The following is a 4,544-nucleotide window of genomic DNA, read 5'->3' as shown; positions in this document are numbered from 1 at the left end:
TGGACAACAATCAGCAGACTGTCACAGATAGACGAGGGAACAAGACCACCTATACGTATGACAGCAATGGTAACGTCACCAAGGTTGTCAATGCACTGAACCAAGTCACGACTTATACCTATGATGCTAATGGGAATCAGGCGACGGTGACTGATCCTATGGGGAACGTGACCAAGAGTAGTTACGACCCAGTTACGTACAAGCAGTTGAGTGAGACTGATCCGTTGGGCAACATAAATAGCTGGGAATACGACGTCACCACAGGTGTCAAACTCAAATCCAGTACGGATGCTAAAGGGACAAAAATCCTCTACAGCTACTTCGATCTTGGAACTCGTATTGAAGAAGCCTTGGGCCGCTATGCACATATCGGTAATGACTATGCTGGCAATCTCACGTCATATACATTTGTTGACCAAGTTACAAAATACCAAAACGATACTAAAGGCAATAAAATCAGCGAGACTGACGCAGCCGGCAAAGTGATAACCTATGCCTATGACAGCAACGGCAAAGAAGTTAGCCGCAGTTGGATCGCGACCATCATGGTCAATGGTGTACCAACACAAAAAACCGTTAGCGTTACCAGGACCCTGGATGCAGAAGGACATATTCTCAGTGAAACGGATGCCTTAGGTGCTACTACCAAAACTGAATACACGGCGGGTGGTCAGGCTAGTGCAACGATAGATTCGCAAGGTCGTCGCACCAGTTACAGCTACGATGATACTGGCAGACCAACCACTACTACCTATCCAGATGCTAAGACCGAGACCTCTGCTTACGATGCAATTGGTAATAAAATCAGCGATACTGATCGTCAGGGTAGAGTTACACGTTTTGAATATGATGTGCTGAACCGTCTCACTAGAACGACCGCTGCCGATGGAACCAGCACTAGCACGGCTTACAATGATGCAGGCCGTGTTGCCAGCACAACAGATGCACAAGGTAACACGACAACTAACGGATATGACGCCAAGGGTCGTTTGATCAGCTTGACCGATGCGAATGGAAAACAAAATAAGTTTGAGTATGATGCTGTAGGTAATCGCGTCAAGATTACTGATGCCTTTGGTAAAGTAACTCAATTTGAATACGATGCCCTCAACCGTTTGGTCAAAACGACATATCCTGACAATAGTACGAGCAGCACTGTCTGGAATACGACAGGTACGAAACAATCGGAAACAGATCAGGCTGGTAACACCATAGTCTATGGCTATGACCCGGTAGGCCGTCTGAACGAGGTCACGCAAACTAATGCTGCTACACAGCAGCAAACGGTTTACGGTTACGATGTCAATGGCAATAAGACCAGCCAGACTGATGCAAAAGGGCACACGACAAGCTGGGCTTACGATGCCAATAATCGATTAAGCAGTCGAACTCTGCCAGGAGGGCAGGCAGAAAGCTTTGCGTATGACGTGGCAGGTAATCTGATGCAAAAGACTGACTTTGCGGGCAAGGTGACAAGCTATGTCTATGATGTACTTGGTCAGATAGTTCAGACAAACTATCCGGATGGCAGCAGTGTCAGTATTACTTACACTGCCAACGGGCAAGTCGCCAGCTCAACCATTGCTGGTGGCAACAACAGTAATGGTCGCCAGAACGGTCAGACAACATTTGCGTATGATGCCAATGACAGGATTACGAAACAGGTCAAACCGGATGGTAGTTACCTAGCTTATGCTTATGATGCTAACGGCAATATTAGCCAGCGTAGTTCTGCAACTGGTACCATCAGCTACGGTTACGACAAAAATCAGTGGCTGACGACTGTAACGAATAGCGCAAGCAACAGTAGCACGACATACACCTGGGATGATGCCGGGCGATTAGTAACGGCAATGACACCAGATGGCGTCGTAACAAGTTACAGCTATGACACTAATGGACAATTGCTGCAACTGTTGCATGCAAAGAGTAATGTCATTGTTGTTGGTAGTCGTTATACGCTGGGAACCAATGGTCAGCGCACGAAGGTGGAAGAGTTTGACAGCTTAAGTACACAAACAAATCTGCTTGCTGCGAACCCGGTTCGCACGACGAGTTACCAGTATGATGGGGTGAATCGACTGACGCAGGAAATGGTCAAGGACAGAAGCAATGCAACTGTTCGCACTACCGACTATCAGTACGATAAAGTAGGTAATCGCAGTCAGAAGACTGAGACTACGGTAAGCGGTACAACGACGACTACTTACACTTATGACGCCAATGACCGGTTGACGCAGGAAGCGAAGGCGACAGGGACAACTAGCACTGTTACTACCTACACTTGGGATGATAAGGGTAACCTGAGCACCAAGACCACGGGTGGGCAAGTTACGGTTTATGGCTGGAATGCGGACAACCGTCTGGTGGAAGCGAAGCAGGGCAGCAGTCAGGCTACAGCGATTACGGTTGCGCGTTACAGCTATGATGCTAATGGTAACCGAGTGCAGAAGACTGAACCGGGGCAGAACACTAGCCCGGACAAGATTACGAATTATCTCGTGGATGACACTTATGACTATGCCCAGACGGTGCAGGAGTCAGTAATTCAGCGCGCAGGAAGCCAAAATACCAGCTACGTCTGGGGCTTGGGATTGATTTCGCAGAATAGGGCGGAGCAGCAGAGCTTTTATCGTGCCGACGAATTGGGAAGTGTCAAAGCACTGACGGACGGAACAGGAAACATGACTGATTCATATCAGTATGATGCTTTTGGCGTTATTATTAACAAAATTGGCAATACGGAGAATGGATACAGATACACGGGAGAGTACTTTGACGATGCACTTAATCTTCAATTTAACAGAGCTAGATGGTACGAGTCGACTAATGGAAGATTTGTGTCAATGGATGACTATTATGGAAACCCATTCCGTCCACAATCATTGAATAAATATCTCTATGCAGATGCCAATCCAGTGAATATGCGTGACCCTGACGGGCGCATGACCTTGTCTGCTACACAAATAGGGATTGCGGTTGGTTTGACTCTTGCCGTGATTGGAGCTGGAATATATGGGCAAAATTCGTGGTCTTCTTATGTGCAGAGACGAAAAGGAAATGCTCTCAATGCAAACCAATTTGCACTGGTTACTTCGCTGACTGCCGAATGTTTTGCAAATGGTCCTGATTGCCGTAGCAGGGATATGCCTATACTTATCTTGGGACAAGATGTGTCGGAACACACACAGTTTGTAGCCGAGTCACAAGCGAAAATACCGTCCATGGTTTACTTGCATTACACTCCAGCAAAGGGTAAGAAAGGGAATAGAAGATGGTATGAAGGTAAGGACGATTGTAAGAACACTGGTGCCGGTACTGGAAATTCTTGCGACGAGTATCCTTATTGGGCAACTATCGAAGGGCACCCTAATTTTGTTTTTTTGAGGGCACTTAATGCATTTCATAATTCAACAGCAGGTGGGAAATTTGGTAATTTGGTTACCAAATGTCGCTTAAAGCAAGGAGATCAATTTGGGGTTTTGCCTGATACTATTCAATTAATTACACGTCCAGCGTGCAGGTGATTTTTAATGAATAAAAATTTGAAATTTTTTTTAGTCAGTGTCGCAATATTGTTTCTTTTGAGTTCCTGTAATAAGCAGACTGATGACAAGAAGGAGATGCAATTGAATAGTAAAGATGTAGCGAGCGTTGACTCCAATTTTGATGCGTGGGAACGTTTTCTGGGTTGCTGGGAGCATGAAATCTCAGATATTCAAAAGAAAAAAAATAAAACACAACCCAGTCTTTGGAAAAAAACACAAAGGCTTTCTGTTGATTCTATTGACGCCCTTGAAAAAAGGCTTAAATCCAGACTACCGCAATCTTACAGGGACTTTTTAACTGTATCGAATGGGCAATTTCAGCTTCTGGGTCAATTGTCATGGAATTTTTCTGACTCTGCTTTTCATTCAATTGATAAGGTGATTTTATTTGCCAATTCTTCTGGTCAACCTCACAAGGCTTGGATAAATGCATATGAAGATACCGAGGTGCCCGATGAGGAGTATTTTGTTTATGGGGAAAAGCAAAATGTGCCAGCTATACGCGCAATTTATTTGAATGAAGCTATTGAAATCAGCCATTTTCCTGCGAAAGTTGAAGAGTTTATTTTATTGAATCCGCATGTAAAAACACAAAATGGCGAGTTTGAAACCTGGTGGTTAAGTCCCAGGCATCCGGGCGCGATGCGGTATAAAACCTTTGCTGACTTTATGATCTCAATCTACTATGAGGAGATTCATAATGGCTCATGGGACCCAACAGAATCGCAAATTGCTGATTCATGCGGAAAGTATATTTATAAAAGATATTGATTGATTTGTAGTAGTTGCTGTCCTGTTCAGTGTTCAGTTAAACCAAATCCCTCCGTGCCCTGTTCGGCGTTCGATTAACCAGAATCATTCCGTCTGACCTGCATTTTTTGCAGAAAATGGCAGATGTTCTGGTTCAGTTGAACACCGACCTGACTAATTTTTAATCAGTAAAGTCTAATCCATTGGATCGCTTGCTTAAATTTTATGCAAATCGTTTGTTGAAGA

Annotated in this window: 2 protein-coding genes; both read left to right on the top strand. The window is 44.7% G+C overall.

Annotated elements, in window-relative coordinates:
- The first annotated feature begins 167 nt into the window (after positions 1–167).
- Positions 168–3,527: an RHS repeat-associated core domain-containing protein gene (locus tag ACO0LG_RS29440; protein ID WP_423032157.1), complete on the top strand. Its 3,360-nt coding sequence runs from the start codon at positions 168–170 to the stop codon at positions 3,525–3,527.
- 6 nt (positions 3,528–3,533) lie between these two features.
- A complete protein-coding gene (locus tag ACO0LG_RS29435; protein ID WP_423032155.1) occupies positions 3,534–4,319 on the top strand; it encodes an SMI1/KNR4 family protein in 786 nt (261 codons plus the stop codon).
- Positions 4,320–4,544: the final 225 nt, after the last annotated feature.

Source organism: Undibacterium sp. Ji42W, assembly GCF_049340405.1.
Taxonomy (GTDB): domain Bacteria; phylum Pseudomonadota; class Gammaproteobacteria; order Burkholderiales; family Burkholderiaceae_D; genus Undibacterium.
Note: the sequence above shows the minus strand (reverse complement) of the source record. Positions and strands in the feature narration are given on the sequence as shown.

Bases quoted from the DNA above. Each gene is read 5' to 3' on its own strand.
- ACO0LG_RS29435 (WP_423032155.1), top strand. From the start codon at position 3,534: ATGAATAAAAATTTGAAATTTTTTTTAGTCAGTGTCGCAATATTGTTT.